General features: G+C 71.9%; 14 protein-coding genes. 4 read left to right on the top strand and 10 right to left on the bottom strand.

Annotated features, from left to right (window positions below):
* Positions 1 to 40: 40 nt before the first annotated feature.
* Genes AB0I91_RS37910 through pflA form a run of 3 tightly spaced genes read left to right on the top strand, consistent with a single transcriptional unit; the run spans position 41 to position 4046 of the window.
* Positions 41 to 1078, top strand: coding sequence for a zinc-dependent alcohol dehydrogenase family protein (locus AB0I91_RS37910; protein ID WP_499641175.1), 1038 nt, complete (start codon positions 41 to 43; stop codon positions 1076 to 1078).
* Complete coding sequence (gene pflB, locus AB0I91_RS37905) at positions 1075 to 3321, top strand: formate C-acetyltransferase (protein ID WP_499641174.1); 2247 nt, start codon at positions 1075 to 1077, stop codon at positions 3319 to 3321. Before AB0I91_RS37910 ends, pflB begins: the two co-directional genes overlap by 4 nt.
* Complete coding sequence (gene pflA / locus AB0I91_RS37900) at positions 3321 to 4046, top strand: pyruvate formate-lyase-activating protein (protein WP_498781192.1); 726 nt, start codon at positions 3321 to 3323, stop codon at positions 4044 to 4046. Before pflB ends, pflA begins: the two co-directional genes overlap by 1 nt.
* Here pflA and AB0I91_RS37895 read toward each other — a convergent pair whose 3' ends face one another.
* The 4 genes from AB0I91_RS37895 to AB0I91_RS37880 are packed head-to-tail and all read right to left on the bottom strand — an operon-like array spanning position 4047 to position 9468.
* Positions 4047 to 5654: a SulP family inorganic anion transporter gene (locus AB0I91_RS37895; protein WP_499641172.1), complete on the bottom strand. Its 1608-nt coding sequence runs from the start codon at positions 5652 to 5654 to the stop codon at positions 4047 to 4049.
* Positions 5651 to 5986 carry an ArsR/SmtB family transcription factor gene (locus AB0I91_RS37890; RefSeq protein WP_499617258.1) on the bottom strand — a complete coding sequence of 112 codons (336 nt, stop codon included), beginning with the start codon at positions 5984 to 5986 and terminating at the stop codon, positions 5651 to 5653. Before AB0I91_RS37890 ends, AB0I91_RS37895 begins: the two co-directional genes overlap by 4 nt.
* A gap of 42 nt (positions 5987 to 6028) precedes the next feature.
* Entirely contained in the window at positions 6029 to 7102 is a 1074-nt protein-coding gene (locus tag AB0I91_RS37885; protein WP_499641170.1) for an acetate/propionate family kinase, read from the bottom strand.
* On the bottom strand, positions 7102 to 9468 hold the full coding sequence (locus AB0I91_RS37880) for a phosphoketolase family protein (protein ID WP_499641168.1): 2367 nt from the start codon (positions 9466 to 9468) through the stop codon (positions 7102 to 7104). The genes AB0I91_RS37885 and AB0I91_RS37880 overlap by 1 nt, the downstream gene beginning before the upstream one ends.
* Before the next feature lie 138 nt (positions 9469 to 9606).
* On the opposite strand from AB0I91_RS37880, the gene AB0I91_RS37875 reads away from it, so the two are divergent.
* Positions 9607 to 9903 carry an HPF/RaiA family ribosome-associated protein gene (locus AB0I91_RS37875; protein ID WP_498785536.1) on the top strand — a complete coding sequence of 99 codons (297 nt, stop codon included), beginning with the start codon at positions 9607 to 9609 and terminating at the stop codon, positions 9901 to 9903.
* 57 nt (positions 9904 to 9960) lie between these two features.
* On the opposite strand, the gene AB0I91_RS37870 is transcribed toward AB0I91_RS37875, so the two are convergent.
* The 6 genes from AB0I91_RS37870 to AB0I91_RS37845 all read right to left on the bottom strand — a co-directional run.
* Positions 9961 to 12477, bottom strand: a complete 2517-nt coding sequence (locus AB0I91_RS37870; RefSeq protein ID WP_499619018.1) for an HAD-IC family P-type ATPase — start codon at positions 12475 to 12477, stop codon at positions 9961 to 9963.
* Positions 12458 to 13081, bottom strand: coding sequence for a CBS domain-containing protein (locus tag AB0I91_RS37865; RefSeq protein WP_499619019.1), 624 nt, complete (start codon positions 13079 to 13081; stop codon positions 12458 to 12460). The genes AB0I91_RS37870 and AB0I91_RS37865 overlap by 20 nt, the downstream gene beginning before the upstream one ends.
* The gene (locus tag AB0I91_RS37860; protein ID WP_499619021.1) at positions 13078 to 13551 is read right to left on the bottom strand and encodes a universal stress protein; all 474 of its coding nucleotides are present in this window, start codon (positions 13549 to 13551) and stop codon (positions 13078 to 13080) included. Before AB0I91_RS37860 ends, AB0I91_RS37865 begins: the two co-directional genes overlap by 4 nt.
* On the bottom strand, positions 13548 to 13970 hold the full coding sequence (locus tag AB0I91_RS37855) for an OsmC family protein (protein ID WP_499641166.1): 423 nt from the start codon (positions 13968 to 13970) through the stop codon (positions 13548 to 13550). Before AB0I91_RS37855 ends, AB0I91_RS37860 begins: the two co-directional genes overlap by 4 nt.
* Entirely contained in the window at positions 13967 to 16594 is a 2628-nt protein-coding gene (locus tag AB0I91_RS37850; RefSeq protein WP_499641164.1) for a bifunctional acetate--CoA ligase family protein/GNAT family N-acetyltransferase, read from the bottom strand. The genes AB0I91_RS37855 and AB0I91_RS37850 overlap by 4 nt, the downstream gene beginning before the upstream one ends.
* The coding region (locus tag AB0I91_RS37845) for a universal stress protein (RefSeq protein WP_499641162.1) at positions 16591 to 17029 on the bottom strand (439 nt) is incomplete at its 5' end. The genes AB0I91_RS37845 and AB0I91_RS37850, both read right to left, overlap by 4 nt.

The following is a 17029-nucleotide window of genomic DNA, read 5'->3' as shown; positions in this document are numbered from 1 at the left end:
GGGTGGACGCTCGGAGTGGACGGAATTCGAGGAGGAGACGATGAAGGCACTCGTTTATCACGGTCCGGGCCGACGGGCGTGGGAGGACGTGCCCGACCCGGAGCTGGTCGACCCGACCGACGCGATCGTCCGGATCACCGCGGCCACGATCTGCGGCACGGACCTGCACATCCTCAAGGGCGACGTGCCCGAGGTGGAGCCTGGTCGGATCCTGGGCCACGAAGGTGTCGGCGTGGTCGAGCGGGTCGGCGCGGCGGTCACCGGGATCAAGCCGGGTGACCGGGTGCTGCTGTCGTGCATCAGCGCGTGCGGTCGGTGCTCGTACTGCCGGACCGGTGTGTACGGGCAGTGCCTGGGCGGGGGCGGCTGGGTGCTGGGCCACACGGTGGACGGCACGCACGCGCAGTACGTGCGGGTGCCGTTCGCGGACACCTCGACCTACCTGCTGCCCGACGGCGTCTCCGACGCCGCCGCGGTCATGCTGTCGGACATCCTGCCCACCGCGTACGAGGTCGGCGTGCTCAACGGCAAGGTAGAGCCGGGCCGGACGATCGTCGTCGTGGGCGCCGGACCGATCGGTCTGGCCGCGATCGAGACCGCCCGCCTTTACAGCCCCGGCCACGTCGTGGCGGTGGACGTGGCCGAGTCGCGGCTGGAGGCGGCCAAGCAGTTCGGTGCGGACCTGACCGTCAACGCGGCCGACGATGTCGAGCGGGTGGTGGCCGAGCTGACCGGCGGCATGGGCGCGGACCTCGCGATCGAGGCGGTGGGCGTGCCGGAGACCTTCGAGCTGTGCGCGCGGCTGATCCGCCCCGGCGGCCGGGTCGCGAACGTCGGCGTGCACGGCAAGCCCGCCACGCTGCACCTGGAGCAGCTGTGGATCCGCAACGTCACCATCACCACCGGCCTGGTCGACACCGTGACCACACCCACGCTGCTCACGATGCTGGCGAACGGCCGGCTCGACGCCGAGCGGTTCGCCACGCACCACTTCGCGCTGGACGAGATGGACCTCGCCTACGACGTGTTCGCGCGGGCCGGCGAGACCGGCGCGCTGAAGGTGGTGCTGACCCGATGACCGCCGTGGAGGAACGGCTGGACGCGTGGACCGGGTTCCGCGGCGTGGACTGGCGGCACGACATCGACGTGCGCGGGTTCATCCAGGACAACTACACCCCCTACGAGGGCGACGACGCGTTCCTGGCCGGGCCGACCGAGCGGACGACGGGCCTGTGGCGGGACCTGTCCGGGCTGTTCGCCGAGGAGCGCAGGCGCGGCATCCTGGACGTGGACGTGCACACCCCGTCCACCATCACCTCCCACCGGCCGGGCTACCTCGACCGCGCACAGGAGCTGATCGTCGGGTTGCAGACCGACGCGCCGCTCAAACGGGCCATCATGCCCAACGGCGGCCTGCGCATGGTGGAGGCGAGTCTGGAGGCCTACGGCTACGAGCTCGACCCGGCCGTTCGCGAGGTGTTCACCAAGTACCGCAAGACGCACAACGACGGCGTGTTCGACGCCTACACCGACGAGATCAAGCGCGCCCGCCGCGCCGGGGTGATCACCGGCCTGCCCGACTCCTACGGACGTGGGCGGATCATCGGCGACTACCGCCGGGTCGCGCTGTACGGCGTGGACCGGCTGATCGACGCCAAGCGGGCCGAACGGGCCGCGATCGACGACGTCCCGTCCACCGAGGAGATCATCCGGGACCGCGAGGAGCTGGCCGAGCAGATCCGGGCGCTCGACGAGCTGAAGCAGATGGCGCTGTCCTACGGCGGCGACATCTCCCGGCCGGCGACCACGGCCCGTGAAGCCGTGCAGTGGTTGTACTACGCCTACCTGGCGGCGGTGAAGGAGCAGAACGGCGCGGCGATGTCGTTGGGCCGCACGTCGACGTTCCTGGACGTCTACCTCCAGCGCGACCTCGACGCCGGTCGGTTGACCGAGTCGCAGGCGCAGGAACTGGTCGACGACCTGGTGATCAAGCTGCGGATCGTGCGGTTCCTGCGCACCCCGGCCTACGACGAGCTGTTCTCCGGCGACCCCACCTGGGTCACCGAGAGCATCGGCGGCATCGGCGAGGACGGCCGTCCACTCGTGACCAGGACGAGCTTCCGGTTCCTGCAGACGCTCTACAACCTGGGCCCGGCGCCGGAGCCGAACCTGACCGTGCTGTGGTCGCCCGCGCTGCCGGAGGGCTTCAAGCGGTTCTGCGCGAAGGTCTCGGTGGACACCAGCTCGATCCAGTACGAGAACGACGAGCTGATCCGGCCCCGCTTCGGCGACGACACCGCGATCGCCTGCTGCGTGTCGGCCATGAAGGTCGGCAAGCAGGTGCAGTTCTTCGGCGCGCGGGTCAACCTGGCCAAGGCGCTGCTGTACGCGATCAACGGCGGCCGCGACGAGATGACCGGCGAACAGGTCGCACCGCACCGTCCTCCGCTCGCGCGCGAGTACCTCGACTATGACGAGGTCCGCGCCGCGTTCGACCGGATGCTCGACTGGCTGGCCCGCACCTACGTGGACGCGCTCAACATCATCCACTACATGCACGACAAGTACGCCTACGAACGCATCGAGATGGCACTGCACGACCACCCCGCCCAACGGCTGCTCGGCTGCGGCATCGCCGGTCTGTCGGTCGTCGCGGACAGCCTCTCCGCGATCAAGCACGCACGCGTCAAGGTGATCCGCGACGACACGGGCCTGGCCGTCGACTTCGCGGTGGAGGGCGACTTCCCCCGCTACGGCAACAACGACGACCGCGCCGACACCATCGCCGTCGGACTGGTCGAGGACTTCATGGCCCTGGTGCGCCGCTACCCGACCTACCGGCACGCCGTGCACACCCAGTCGGTGCTCACCATCACCTCCAACATCGTCTACGGCCGCCACACCGGCAACACCCCGGACGGCAGGCGCGGGGGCGTACCGTTCGCACCCGGTGCCAACCCGTCCAACGGCCAGGACCGCCACGGCCTGGTCGCCGCGGCCCTGTCGGTCGCCAAGCTGCCCTACGACGAAGCGCTCGACGGCATCTCGCTCACCGCCGGCATCACACCGAACGGGCTGGGCCGCGACACCGAAGAGCGGGTGACCAACCTCGTCGGCGTGCTCGACGCCTACACCGACGCCGGCGGCTTCCACCTCAACGCCAACGTGCTCAACCGCGAGGTGCTGCTCGACGCCATGGCACACCCCGACAAGTACCCGCAGCTCACCATCCGCGTGTCCGGCTACGCGGTCAACTTCGTACGCCTGACACCCGAACAACAACGCGACGTGGTCAACCGCACGTTCCACGGAGGACTGTGATGACCACCGGGGCCGTCCACTCCTGGGACCTCGCCACGGCCGTGGACGGCCCCGGCACCCGGTTCGTCGTGTTCACCGCCGGGTGCCCGCTGCGCTGCCTGTACTGCCACAACCCGGAGACCCGGTTCACGCGGTACGGCCGGCGCGTCACGGTGAACGACGTCATTGCCGAGATCGCGAAGTACCGCCGGTTCATCGAAGTCGCCGGAGGCGGCGTGACCGTCAGCGGCGGTGAACCACTGCTCCAGCCCGAGTTCACCGCCGAACTGCTGCACGCCGTCAAGGACCTGGGCCTGCACACCGCCCTGGACACCTCCGGCTTCCTCGGCGACCGCGCCACCGACCAACTGCTCGCCGACACCGACCTGGTACTGCTCGACATCAAGTCGTGGGACCCGACCACCTACCGCCACGTCACCGGCGGCGAGGTCCAACCCACGCTGCGGTTCGCCCGCCGCCTCGCCGACCTGGGCAAACCGATGTGGATCCGGTTCGTCCTGGTACCAGGACAGACCGACGACCCCGACAACGTCGACGGCATCGCCTCGTTCGTCGCCACGCTGCCGTCGGTCGAGCGGGTCGACGTGCTGCCGTTCCACAAAATGGGCGCACCCAAGTACGAAGCCATCGGCCTGCCGTTCCCACTCGCCGACACCCCCACGCCCGACGCGGAACTGGTCGAGCGGGTGCGCGGCCAGTTCGCGGCGCACGGCCTGCGGGCCTGATCAAGGCAGCAGGTCCCGTTTCCTCAGCAAGGTTCGGGCGTGGTCGATGGCGTCGGGCGTGTGGTCGAACACGGGCAGGTCCGTCGTGCCCAGTGCGCGGCGGTGCTCGTCCCGCACGCCGGAGAGCAGGACGGTGATGCCGCGGTGTTCCAGGCGCCGCACGGCGTCGCGCAACACCTGCACGCCGGTGGCGTCGACGGCGGACAGCCGCGACATCCGCAGGATCACCACCGCGACGGGCGTGACCTCGGTCAGCTCCAGCAGGAACCGGTGGGCGGCGGCGAACAGCAACGGGCCGTCCAGCCGGTAGGCGACGATGTGCTGGGCCAGCAGGGCGCGTTCCTCCTCGCGGTGGTCACCCGGTTCCAGCGGCACCTCCTCCAGGCGCGCGGTCCGCGACACCGCGCGCAGGGCGAACACGCCGGCCAGCACGAGACCGACGATGACGGCGGTGACGAGGTCCAGCGCGAGCGTCGCCACGGCGGTCAGCCCGAGCACGGCGGCGTCGGGCCGACCGGCCCGGGCCAGGGCGCGCACCGAGCCGACCTCGACCATCCGGACGGCCGTGGCCAGCAGCACGCCGGCGAGCACGGCGAGCGGGACGCCGGCCACCCACGGCGCGGCGACCAGCACGATCAACAGGAGCACGACGGCGTGGGTGAGGGCCGCGAGCCGGGAGGTCGCGCCGGAGCGGACGTTGACCGCCGTGCGCGCGATGGCCGCCGTGGCGGGCACACCGCCGAACAACGGCGCCACCAGGTTCGCCAAGCCCTGGCCGAACAGCTCCCGGTCCGGGTCGTGCCGCTGGTTGACGCTCATCCCGTCGGCGACCGCGGCCGACAGCAGGCTCTCCAACGCGGCGAGCGCGGCCACCGCCACCGCCGACGGCAACAGCGACCACAGCGCGCCGAGGTCCAGGAACCCCAACGACGCTGCGGGCAGCACCCTCGGCAGCGCCCCGATCGTGGCAACGGGCAGCGCGGCCCACTGCGCGACGACCGTCGCCACCACGACGGCGGGCAACGAGAACGGCACGCCGGGACGCCACCGGGCGCCGATCAGCATCACCGACGCCACCCCGGCCGCCAGGGCGACGGCCTCCCAGCGCGGTGCCGCGACGAAGTCCCCGACAGCCGCCACGGCGGCGAGCACCACGTGGTCCTCGCCGGGTGCGAACACCCCCAGGGCTGCGGGCACCTGCTGCAACGCGATCACCGCCGCGATGCCGATCGTGAAACCCTCCACCACCGGCACGGGCACGTACCGCATGTAACGGCCCGCACGCGCGACCGCGAGCAGCACCAGCAAGATCCCGGCCAGCAGCCCCACCGTGAGCACGCCGTCCACGCCGTAGCGCGCGACGATCGGCACCAGCACCACCGTCATCGCACCGGTGGGTCCGGACACCTGGAGGCTGGAACCACCGAACACCGCCGCCAGCGCACCCGCCACCACGGCCGTGACCAGGCCGGACGCCGCCCCCAGCCCGGAGGCGACACCGAACCCGAGGGCCAGCGGGAGGGCCACGATCGCCACCGTCACCCCCGCCACGAGGTCTCTTCGCGTCGCGCCGGCCCAGTCCGCTCTGGCCGGCAGGAACGCCGTCACGCCCGCTCCTCCTCGCGCAGCATCTCCAGCAGCTCGTTCTGGCCGGTCAGCAGACCTGTCAGGACCTTGCGCGCGACGCGCAGCAGCTCGGCCACGTCGTCACTGGTCAGCGCGTAGACCACGGTCGTGCCGTCCCGGGTAGCCGTGACGATCCCCGAACGGCGCAGCACCGCCAGCTGGGCCGAGAGGCTGGACGCCTCGATGCCGATGTCGGCAAGCAGGTCGCGCACCGGCTTCGGGCCGTCCTGGAGCAGCTCGAGCACCCTGATGCGCGCCGGATGCCCCAGCATGCGGAAGAACTCGGCCTTGGCCTGGTACAGCGGGAGTGGCACGACGGCCTCCGACAAGTTGCAAAGTTGAAAACTTCTTCAACTCTACAACACGGTGTCGGCGGCCAACGTGGTCCGCGTGCCGGCCGCGATCTCGACGTCCTCCCGGGCGGTGACGACCCAGACCGGCGTCCGGGACGTCTTCGCGCCGATTCCGGCATCGCCCGAAGCCGCGGCGTTGGCCTCGCGATCGAGGGTGAGACCCAGGAACGCCAAGCCGTCCACCACTCGGGCTCGCACTTGGTCGTCGTGCTCGCCGATGCCTCCGGTGAAGACCAGCAGGTCCAGTCCGCCCATCGACGCGGCCATGGCGGCGATGCCCTGGCGCAGGCGGTGGGTGAACACGTCCAGGGCCAGCGCGGCGTCGGCGGAACCGGCCGCGAGCGCAGCGTGGACATCGCGCAGGTCGGCGTGTCCGGACAGACCCGCCAGGCCGGAGTGGTGCGCGAGGCCGTCGGCGAGTTCGTCGGTGGTGAGGCGGTCGAGCAGGTGCAGCAGCAGGCCGGGGTCGAGGTCGCCACTGCGGGTGGCCATGGGCAGACCGGCCAGTGGGGTGAAGCCCATCGTGGTGTCGACCGAGCGGCCGTCGTGGACGGCGGACAGCGAGCAGCCCGCGCCGAGGTGGCAGGTCACGACGCGGGTGCCGCCGCCCGCCAGCTCGACCGCGCGGCGGGAAGCGTATGCGTGCGAGAGGCCGTGGAAGCCGTAGCGGTGCAGGTCCCAGCGGTCGCGCCAGGCGGCCGGCAATGGGTAGGTGGACGCGGCGGCGGGCAGGGTGCGGTGGAACGCGGTGTCGAAGCACGCCACGTGCGGCACGGCCGGGAACAGCACCTGGGCGGCGTCTATGCCGGCCAGGGCCCTCGGCTGGTGCAGCGGCGCCAGGTCGGTCAAGGCGGCGATCTCGCGGCGGACGTCGGCGGTGATGAGGGTCGGGCTGGTGAACCCGGTGCCGCCGTGCACGACGCGGTGGCCCACGGCGTGCACGGGCGGCAGGCGCAGGTCGAGGCCGGGGCTGCCGTCCCAGCGTTCGACGTGGTGCTGGGCGAGGACGGTGTCGTCCTCGCCCAGCACCGACAACTTCAGGCTCGACGAGCCCGCGTTGACCACGAGCACGTCCATCAGTACGGCCAGGTCCAGTCGCGGATCTCGGGCAGGTCCTCGCCGTGCTCGCGGATGTGGGCGTGGTGGCGGGTGCGCTGGTCCTGCATGTGCTGGCGCAGCCCGGCGGCCTTGACACCCAGACCGGGGACGCGGTCGATGACGTCGATGACCAGCCGGTAGCGGTCCATGTCGTTGAGCACGAGCATGTCGAAGGGTGTGGTGGTGGTGCCTTCTTCCTTGTAGCCGCGGACGTGGATGTTGTGGTGGTTGGTGCGGCGGTAGGTCAGGCGGTGGATCAGCCACGGGTAGCCGTGGTAGGCGAACAGGACCGGTTTGTCGGGGGTGAACAGGGCGTCGAACTCGTGGTCGGGCATGCCGTGCGGGTGCTCGGTCTCCGGTTGCAGGCGGGCCAGGTCGACCACGTTGACCACGCGGACCTTCAGCTCGGGCAGGTGCTCGCGCAGCAGGGCGGTGGCGGCCATGACCTCCAACGTGGGTGCGTCGCCGGCGCAGGCCAGGACCACGTCGGGTTCGGTCAGGCCGTCGTCCGTGCCCGCCCACTCCCAGATGCCCGCGCCACGCGCGCAGTGCAGCGCCGCTTCCTCGGGGCTGAGCCAGTCGGGGGTGAAGTTCTTGCCCGAGACGATGACGTTGACGTAGTCGCGGCTGCGCAGGCAGTGGTCGGCCACCGACAGCAGGGTGTTGGTGTCGGCGGGCAGGTAGACGCGGACGACCTCGGCCTTCTTGTTCATCACGTGGTCGATGAAGCCCGGGTCCTGGTGGGAGAAGCCGTTGTGGTCCTGCCGCCACACGTGCGAGGACAGCAGGTAGTTCAACGACGCCACCGGACGCCGCCAGTCGATCTCGCGATGAGTCTTGAGCCACTTGGCGTGCTGGTTGAACATCGAGTCCACGATGTGGGTGAACGCCTCGTAGCAGTTGAACAGCCCGTGCCGACCGGTCAGCAGGTAGCCCTCCAGGAACCCCTGGCACAGGTGCTCCGACAGCACCTCCACCACCCGACCGTTGGTGTCCAGGTGCTCGTCGGTGGGCAACTTCGACGCGAGCCACTGCTTCGCGGTCACCTCGAACACCGCGTCCAACCGGTTCGACGCGGTCTCGTCCGGGCCGAACACGCGGAAGTTCCTCTCAGCCTCGTTGAGCGTCATCACGTCCCGCAGCATCCGGCCCAGCGCGCGGGTCGGCTCGGAGGTGGTGGTGCCGTGCTTGGTCACCTCGACCGAGTACGGGGTGGTGCCGGGCATCCGCAGCTCACGCAGCAGCAGACCGCCGTTGGCGTGCGGGATCGAGCCCATGCGCAGCTCACCGCGCGGGGCGAGCGCGAGCAGCTCGGGTCGCGGCCGTCCGTCGGTGTCGAACAGCTCCTCGGGGCGGTAGGAGCGCAGCCACGCTTCCAGCTGCCGGAGGTGGTCGGGGTTGTCGCGCACACCGGCGAGCGGGACCTGGTGCGAGCGCCAGGTGCCCTCCACCGGCACGCCGTCCACTTCGGACGGCCCGGTCCAGCCCTTCGGGGTGCGCAGCACGATCATCGGCCAACGGGGACGCTCGGTGTCCCCCGCGCGGGCAACCTCCTGGATGCGGCGGATCTCGTCGAACACCTCGTCGAAGACCTCCGCCATGCGCGGGTGCAGCACGGCCGGGTCGTCGCCCTCCACGTAGTACGGCGCGTAGCCGTAGCCGCGCAGCAACGAGTCCAGCTCCTCGTTCGGGATGCGCGCCAGGATCGTCGGGTTGGCGATCTTGTAGCCGTTGAGGTGCAGGATCGGCAGCACCGCGCCGTCGTGGGCCGGGTCGAGGAACTTGGTGCCGTGCCAACTCGCCGCCAGCGGCCCGGTCTCGGCCTCACCGTCGCCGACCACGCATGCCACGACCAGGTCGGGGTTGTCGAACGCCGCGCCGAACGCGTGCGCCAGGGAGTAGCCCAGCTCACCGCCCTCGTGGATCGACCCCGGCACCTCCGGCGCGACGTGGCTGGGCACGCCGCCGGGGAAGGAGAACTGGCGGAACAGCTTGCGCATCCCCTCGCCGTCACGCGGCACGTTCGGGTGCGTGTCGGTGTAGGAACCCTCCAGCCACGTGTTGGCCAGCAGCGCCGGGCCGCCGTGCCCCGGCCCGGTCACGAAGAGCACGTCCTGGGAACGGTCGTTGATCACGCGGTTCAGGTGGGCGTAGAGGAAGTTCAGGCCGGGCGTGGTGCCCCAGTGGCCGAGCAGGCGGGGCTTGATGTGCTCCGGGGTCAGCGGCTCGGTCAGCAGCGGGTTGTCCAGCAGGTAGATCTGCCCTGCCGAGAGGTAGTTCGCGGCCCGCCAGTAGGCGTCGACCAAGGACAAGTCCGGCGCGGTGTTCTCCGGCTGCTGCGACATCTCGCTCTCCTGACCAGGGTTGGGGGTGTTGGTTCCCAGCCTGGTTCCGCCGTCGGGCCGGCCCCAGTTCCGGGAGTCCCTGCCGGCCGGGACTTTGGTCACTGTCGACGTGCTCGGCGCGGAGAGGAGTCTGGAGGCATGAGCCACGTGCACGAGATCGTCAACATCCGGGTCGACCTGGCCACCGGACTGCCCGGCGAGGCCGCCGAGTACGCCCGCGCCAAGGTCGCCGCCATCGCCAAGTACGCCCCCGCCGACATCTCCTACGCCAAGGTGCGGCTGAGCACCGACGGGCCGCGACTGCTGGTTGCCCACGCGACGCTGGACGTCAACGGCACGCCGGTCAACGCCGACGCGACCGCGGAGACCTACCAAGAGGCCGTGGACCTGCTGCACGACAAGCTGCAGCACCAACTCGCCGACATGGGCCGCTGAACCCGTCGTCACGGAGCCGGTGATCCGGGAGCGCTGGACAGCTCCCGGATCACCGGCTCACTTGCGTCGCAACCACTTCTCCACTTCGACGACCCCGTAGGCGACGACGGCCAGCGCCACCACGGCCGTCCAGTCACGCCAGCCGATCGGCGCGGTGTGGAACAGGGTGTTCATGAACGACGCGTAGGTGAACAGCAGTTGGAGGGCGGCGGTGACGGCGATGCCGACCACCAGCCAGGGGTTGCGGCGGAATCCGACGCGCGGCCGGAGGTCGCGCAGCGACCGGCAGTTGAACAGGTAGGCGATCTGGGCGGCCACGAAGACGTTCACCGCGACCGTCCGGGCCTGGTCCAGCGTGCCGCCGTGCAGGTGGAACGCGGCGAACGAGCCGGCCAGCAGCACGGCCGACACCAGCAGGATGCGCTGCATCAGGGCCCCGGTCAGCAGCGGCAGGGACGGCGGCAGCGGCGGGCGTCGCATGACGTTCGGCTCACGTGGTTCGAAGGCCAGCGTCAACCCGAGCGCCACGGCCGTGGTCATGTTGATCCACAGGATCTGCACCGGCAGGATCGGCAGGGCGGTGCCCAGCAGGATCGCGGTGAGGATGACCAGGCCCTCCGCCATGTTGGTGGGCAGGGTCCAGATGATGAACTTGCGCAGGTTGTCGAAGACCGCGCGCCCCTCCTCCACCGCGGCGCGGATGGACGAGAAGTTGTCGTCGGTCAGCACCATGTCGGCGGCCTGCTTGGCCACCTCGGTGCCGCCGCGGCCCATTGCCACGCCGATGTCGGCGCGCCGCAGGGCCGGGGCGTCGTTGACGCCGTCGCCGGTCATCGCGACCACGTGCCCGTCCGCCTGGATCTGCTTGACCAGCCTCAGCTTCTCCTCGGGTGACACGCGGGCGTGCACGGCGTCGTCGGGCAGGGAGAAGTGGGTGGCGATGGCGCGGGCGGTGCCGAGGTGGTCGCCGGTGATCATGCGGACCTCGATGCCCGCCTCCTGGCAGGCGCGGACCGCCTCGATGGCCTCGGGTCGAGGTGGGTCGTGCATCGCCTGCAGGCCCAGCGGCACGGCGCCGTGCAGAGCGTCCTCGGTCAACGGGCTGCCTTCGGGCACGTGCGCTCGCGCGAACGCCAGCACGCGCATCCCCTCGTGCGCGAGCTGATCGGCTTCGGTGTGGTCGGTGGAACCGGTGAACTCGAAGATCCGCTCCACCGCGCCCTTGAGGTAGACCACGCCGCCGGCGTGCCGGGTGGCCATGAACCGGCGTTGCGAGGTGAACGGCAGCTCGTCCACCCGTTCGGGCACGTCGTCGGGCGTCAGCCCGGCTTTGCGGGCCGACACGACCAGCGCCGCCTCGGTGGGGTCGCCGACGGCGGTCCACCGGTCGTCCTGGAGCACCAGGTGAGCGTCGTTGCACGCCAGCCCCGCCAGCAGCACGTCACGCACGGCCGGTGACGGCGGCGGGAACTCCCCCAGCGGCGAGTAGCCGATGCCGTCGACCTCCCAGCGCTGCCCACCGGCGACGACCTGGCGCACGGTCATGGCGTTGGCGGTGAGCGTTCCGGTCTTGTCGGTGCAGATGACCGTGGTGCTGCCCAACGTCTCCACGGCGGGCAGGCGGCGGATGACGGCGTTGCGCCGGGCCATGCGGGCGACGCCGATGGCCAGCGTCACCGTGACCGCCGCGGGCAGCCCTTCGGGGATCGCGCCGACGGCCAGGGCGACGGCGGCGGTCACCATCTCGGCGAACGGCTCGCCGCGCAGCACGCCGATCACGACGGTGACCGCGGCCAGGCCGAGGATGACGGCGGTGAGCAGCTTGCTGAACCGGGCGAGCTTGCGGGTCAGCGGCGTCTGCACGGTCGTGGTGGTGCCGACCAGTCGGTGGACCTGCCCGATCTCGGTGTCCGCGCCGGTGGCGACCACCACGCCACGCCCGCCACCAGTGGTGACCAGCGTGCCGGAGTAGGCCATGTTGGTGCGGTCGGCCAGCGCGGCGTCGTGCGGCACGGGCAGCGGGTCCTTGGCGGACGGCTGCGACTCACCGGTCAACGCGGACTCGTCCACGCGCAGCTCGCGCGTGCGCACGAGCCGCAGGTCGGCGGGCACCTGGTCGCCCTCCTCCAGCACCACGAGGTCGCCGGGCACGAGTTCGTCGGAGGTGATCCGCGCGGCGGTGCCGTCGCGGATCACCGTGGCCTCGGTGCGGACCATGGCTTCCAGGGCGTCGAGCGCGCGTTCGGCGCGAACCTCCTGCAGGTAGCCGACGATCGCGTTGACCAGCACCACGCCCAGCACCACGGAGGCGTCCACGGTCTCGCCCAGCACGGCGGTCAGCGCGGCGGCGGCCAGCAGCACGTAGATCAGCGGGTTGTGGAACTGGGCGAGCATCCGTCGCAGACGTCCGGGGCCGCGGCGTTCGGGCAGCTTGTTCGGTCCGAGCGAGGCCAGCCGCTCGGCGGCGCCGACGCCGGACAGGCCGGTGTCGGCGTCGGTCTCGGCGAGCAGCACGACCTCGTGCACCGGCATGCCGTGCGGCGTGGCCTCGCGTTCAGCCGTGGTCGACGGCATGACGGGTCTCCGGGAAGCTGACGTCGACCACGCCGGGCACGGCGCCCGCGAGCACCGCGGCCACGTGGCGGTCGCGTTCGTCGTCCAGCTCGTCCACGATCGCCACCCGACCGTCCACCACGGACACCGTCCAGCGGTGCGGGCCGGCGTAGAGGCCCAAGCGGTGCCGGACCTCGGCGGCCAGCGTGCGGTCGTCGCGACTGATCGCCCGCAGCATGTCGCGGCGGGTGACGATGCCGACGAGCCGCTTGCCGTCGACCACGCACGCGCTGCGCACGCCGTGCTCCAGCATCCGCCTGGCCAGCTCCGCGACGTCCGTGCCGGGCGACGCGCCGGCGACCGGCTCGCTCATCACGTCGGCGACCGTCCTGCGCGGGACGGGACGCGCTCGTGACGGTTGCCCGTGCACCAGCGAGCGCGGGTCGACCGGCAGCCGGTCGCGCAGCGCGTCGGTCTCGGTGACCACGCCGACCAGGGTGCCGGCTCCGTCGACCACCGGCAGGGCGGTGAACCCCTTGGTGGCCAGCAGCGCCACGGCGTCACGCGCCGGCGTCTCGGGCGAGACGGTCACCACCTCGCGCGTCATGAGGTCGCGGACCCTCATCGCCCGGCCTCCTGTCCCGCGCGGACCTCGACCCCGTCGTGCCGCTCGTCGCTCGGAGGAAGGACGACCACGGGCACGGTCGCGTGCCGCACGCAGTGCGCGCTGGTGCTGCCCAACAGGACGCGCCGCAGCCGGCTGCCGCTGTGCGAGGCCACCACCAGCATCGACGCGCCCCGCGCCTGTGCTTCCAGCGCCTCGGCGGCCGGTCCGCGCACGCAGTGCCGGATGATCCGCGGGAACCTCAGCCTGCCCACGGAGGCGGCGCGCAGCGCGTCCTCGACCAGCGCCTCCGACCGGACCCGCGCGTCCTGCTCGGACGTCATCGCCCAGTCGGCCAGCGGCTCGTAGGCGTAGGCGTTGACCACGTGCAGCGGAAGCTCGCGCTGCACCGCCTCGTCCATGGCCCAGCGCAGCGCGCGGTCACCCGCGGGGGTGCCGTCGATGCCGACCACGATCGGACCTGCGTTCATGACTTCACCTCGTTCAACTCGATGACGATCTCCGGCGCTCGCCGGAGCGTGTTGTGGACGGTGCAGTGCTGGACCACGGCCAGCAGGGCGGTCTTGTGCCGCTCGGACAGCCCGGACGGCACGCGCACGGTCAGCCACACCTCGGCGACGCGGTCGAGCGGGTCGGACGCCGTCCGGTACTCGGCGGTCACCGCCAGGCCTTGGCGCGATCGGCCGTGGCGGTCGAGGAACCGGCCCGCGTAGAAGGCGGTGCAGGCGGCCATCGACGCGACCAGCAGCTCGACCGGGCTCGGGCCCAGGTCGTGGCCGCCGGACGCCGCCGGTTGGTCGGTGCCGACCCAGTGATCACGCAGCCGGACCACGTACTCCTCACCGGACTCGTAGGTCACCTCGACCGGGGCGGTGGCGATGACGGTCATGGCGTCCTCCTCGGGTCGCGGAGCCGGCGCAGGAACGGGTCGACCGGCTGGGCGGGCGCGACGCGCACCCTCGCGTCCACGGCCAGCGCGCGGTGGTCGGTCAGGACGAGCGGGTTGAGGTCGAGCTCGGCGATCTCCGGGACGAGTTCGGCCAGTCGGCCGACCCGCAGCAGCACGTCCCGCACAGCCGCCTCGTCGTAGTCGGCGAACACCCGGCGTGCGGCGCGGAAGCCGTGCAGCAGGTCGTCCACGTCCGCCTCCGACAACGGCGCGAGCGCGGCGGCGCGGTCGTCCACCAGGTCGGTGTCCACCCCACCCAGACCGGTCACCACGAGCGGCCCGAACTGGGGATCGGTCACCACGCCGACGATCAGCTCACGCCCCCGCTCGGCCATGGGCTGCACGAACACGCCGTGCAACCGATCGCCGAACCGCTCGCGCAGCGACTCGAAGCCGTAGGTCACGGCGTCCTCGCCGGCCAGGTCGAGCAGCACACCGCCGCCCTCGCTCTTGTGCAGCAGCCCGCGTGCCACGGCCTTGAGCACGACCGGCCCGCCGAAGGACTGCTGCGCCGCCACCGCCGATTCGGCATCAGGCACCAGCACGCCGCCGAGAACGGGCAGCCCGAACGCGGTCAGCAGGCGCACCACCTGGTCGGGGTCCAGCCAGCCGCCTCCGGGCTCGGCGGTGAGGTGCTCGGCGACGACGGCTCGGGCAGTCGGCAGGTCGGTCCCAGGCAGCTCGGTCGGCCCCGGCGGCGGACGGCGCAACCACGCTGCGCGCTCGACCAGCGCGGCCAGCACGGCGGCGGCGCGGGCGGGTTCGGCGTAGCAGGCGATACCGTCGGCGCGCAGCGACACCGACCCGTCCTGGTCGGCGCTCACCGCTAGCACCGGCATGGCCGTGCGGTGGATGCCGCCCGCCGGGTCGCCCAACGAGGTGGGCACGGTGACCGCGATGACCGCGTCCACCGCCGGGTCGGCGACCAGGACGTCGAGGCAACGGGCGAACGTCGCGTCGTCCACGACCGCCGTCGTGTCGACCGGGTTGTGCGGGCTCGCGGTGCCGGGAAGCAGCGACGTGAGCGCCTCGACCGTGCCCGGGCCCAGGTCGGCGATGGTCAGCCCGTGGTGGACGCAGGCGTCCGCGGCCAGCACACCCAGCCCGCCCGCGTTGCCCAGCACGGCCACACCGCGACCGGCGGGCAGCGGCGTGGCGTGCAGCGCGGCCAGCACGTCGACCATCTCGCCGACGCCGTCCACCGCGATCACGCCCGCCTGCCGGAACAGCGCGTCCCGGGTTACCGCCGGGGTCGCGGTCGAGGCGGTGTGGGAGGCGGCGGCACGCTGACCGGCCTCGCTGCTCGCGGCCCGGATCGCCAGCACCGGCTTGCGGCGCGCCACCCGTCGGGCCAGGCGCGAGAACTTGCGCGGGTTGCCGAACGACTCCAGGTACAGCGCCACCGCCCGGGTCCGCTCGTCGCGCTCCCACCACAGCAGCAGGTCGTTGCCGGACACGTCGTACTTGTCCCCGGTCGAGACCAGCTGCGAGGTGCCCAGACCCAGCCGCCGCAGCCGCTCGGCCGCGGCGATCGCGACACCACCGGACTGGGTGACCAGGCCGATCCCACCCGGTTCCGTCCGGTCGCGGGTGAAGGTCGCGTCCAGCCTCACGTCCGGGTCCGTGCTGGACACGCCCACGCAGTTCGGGCCGACCATGCGCATGCCGTGCCGCCGCACGACCTCCAGCAGTCCGTCGGGATCGACGCCGGAGGTGATCACGACCAACGCCTTCACCCCACGCCGACCGCAGTCCTCGGCGACCCGCGCGACCGCCTCGGCGGGCACGCACACCACCGCCAGCTCGGGCGCCTCGGGCAGGTCGGTCACCCTCGGGTGGCACTTCACCCCCAACACCCGCCGGGCGTGCGGGTTCACCGCGTACAGGGCTCCGGCGTAGCCGCCGTCGAGCAGGTTGGCCAGCACCGCGTTGCCCACGGAGGACGACTTGCGGCTCGCGCCGACCACGACGACCGAGGCGGGCTCGAGGACCGCGCGCAGGCTGGCCACGTCGGCGGCCTGCTCGCGGTCGGCGACGGCCTCCAAGTACCGCTCACCGGGGTCGAGACCGAGGTCGACGCGCACCTCGCCGTCGGCCGCTGCGGACGTCCACACCAGACCGAGGTCGGCGAAGACCCGCAACATCTTCGAGTTCACCGCGAGCACGTCCGCGCGGAACCGCCGCACGCCACGCCGCCTGGCCAGTGAGACAAGGTGTTCCAGCAGCAGCGTGCCGACGCCGTGGGACTGCCGGTCGTGCGCCACCACCAGCGCCACCTCGGCCGTGTCGTCGTCCAGCAGGACGTAGCTCGCGGCACCCACCAGCACGTCCGAGTCGAGCGCCCCGATCACCACGTGCAGCGGCTCCCCCGGTGACGTCAGCCGAACGACGAACTCGTCCAGGTGGCGGGGCGCGGCGCTGAAGAACCGCAGGTAGCGGTCGTCCACCGGCAGGTCGCGGTGCAGCGCGAGCAGGGCGTCCGCGTCGGCCGGGCCCAGCTCGCGCACCGCCACCACCGACCCGTCCGCCAGCAACGCCCGGTCGACGTTCAGCGCGGCGGTCACAGCAGCGGTCCCGGCGTGATGACGGGCTTCGGGTCGACGTGCTCCGGCTTGGGCGCGCGCAAGACCACCACGGGGCAGGTGGCGTGGTGCACGCAGTAGGAGCTGACCGAACCGAGCAGGGCACCGCGGATGGGTCCCGCTCCCCTGCTGCCGACCACGAGCAGCGCCGCGTGCTCGGACGCCTTGGTCAGCACGTCGCGGGCGTCGCCCTCGGCGAGCACCGCGCGGACGTCGCCACCGGCCTCCGCCACGACCTCGTCGAGCACGTGCTGGTGCTCCTCGCGCAGCTTGTCGCGGTCCATCATGGCGGCGACGGTCGCCGACATCGGCCCGATCACCATGGCGTGGTCCACGTGCCAGGCGAGGACCGCCTCGACCGCGCAGCCGCGCAGCTTCGCCTCCTCGACCGCCCAGCCCAGCGCGGTCCGGCTGACC

It is taken from the genome of Actinosynnema sp. NPDC049800 (genome assembly GCF_040656635.1).
GTDB lineage: Bacteria > Actinomycetota > Actinomycetes > Mycobacteriales > Pseudonocardiaceae > Actinosynnema.
Note: the sequence above shows the minus strand (reverse complement) of the source record. Positions and strands in the feature narration are given on the sequence as shown.